Annotated in this window: 2 protein-coding genes; both read left to right on the top strand. The window is 38.8% G+C overall.

The features are described 5' to 3' along the window. Positions 1–214: 214 nt before the first annotated feature. Positions 215–766, top strand: a complete 552-nt coding sequence (locus tag F6K37_RS43350) for an REP-associated tyrosine transposase (protein WP_071105543.1) — start codon at positions 215–217, stop codon at positions 764–766. Positions 767–974: 208 nt separating this feature from the next. Beyond that, positions 975–1,218 (top strand): hypothetical protein (locus F6K37_RS43345; RefSeq protein ID WP_287257336.1); only part of this gene is annotated, 244 nt, incomplete at its 3' end.

Raw genomic sequence — 1,218 nt, 5'->3', positions numbered from 1 at the left:
TCTACTCCTAATAAAATTAACATACAAATGGTGCGTTACATTTCATTAACGCACCCTACTCCTAATAAAATTAACATACAAATGGTGCGTTACATTTCATTAACGCACCCTACTACCGATGGTGCGTTACATTTCATTAACGCACCCTACTCCTAATAAAATTAACATACAAATGGTGCGTTACATTTCATTAACGCACCCTACAAGTAAGCTAATGCCTAATTATAGAAGACCTCGTGTTTCTGGGGGAAGCTACTTTATCACACAAGTCACCTATCAAAGACATCCTTGGCTTTGTAGTGATATAGCTAGAAAAGCTCTTAGAGAAGCCATGGAAAAAGTAAGGCAAAAATATACTTTTTCCATTAATGCTTTTGTTTTGTTACCAGACCATTTTCATTGTTTATGGACTTTACCCCCTGATGATCCGGATTTTTCAGTGAGATTGCGATTGATTAAAACCTATGTTACCAAACATTATGGACAAGAATTAGGAATTAATCGAGTGGTTTCTCCCTCACGACAAAAGCGAAGAGAGAGCAATCTTTGGCAACGCCGTTTTTGGGAGCATTTAATCAGGGATGAACGGGATTTTGCTCTACATTGTGATTATATTCATAATAATCCTGTGCATCATGGATTGTGCAAAAATCCCCAAGATTGGCAGTATTCTAGTATTCATCGTTTTATCGCTCAGGGGATTTATCCAACCGATTGGCGAAGGGATACCAGGAAAGAAAAACCACAAGGGATTTGGTATGAATAGTCGGTTTGGGTGGTAGGGTGTGTTAGCGTAAGCGTAACGCACCAAAAATTAACATACCAATGGTGCGTTACATTTCATTAACGCACCCTACAACACGGTGCGTTACATTTCATTAACGCACCCTACAACACGGTGCGTTACATTTCATTAACGCACCCTACAACACGGTGCGTTACATTTCATTAACGCACCCTACTCCCTTTAAAACATGACTAAAATAGCCGAAGATTTAGGTCGCATCTTTGAAGTTGGATTTAATATTGGCATTCTAGCTGACATTGAGCAAAACAAGATTAAGCACAATTTTGGTAATTTATATTGTCAGGATTTGCAGCAACTGAAGTTTCGTAATATGCTCCAGCGGATTGTGGATAAGCTGATCAGTCCTTTGGAAAGAGAGATGGCTGAAAAATGGAGTACGTTTTTCCTTCAGAAAGGCTTCTTATCTGGTT

Origin of the sequence: Moorena sp. SIO4E2 (assembly GCF_010671945.1) — a bacterium.
Taxonomy (GTDB): domain Bacteria; phylum Cyanobacteriota; class Cyanobacteriia; order Cyanobacteriales; family Coleofasciculaceae; genus Moorena; species Moorena producens.
The sequence above is the reverse complement of the archived record's forward strand: the minus strand, read 5'-3'. Positions and strand labels throughout refer to the sequence as shown.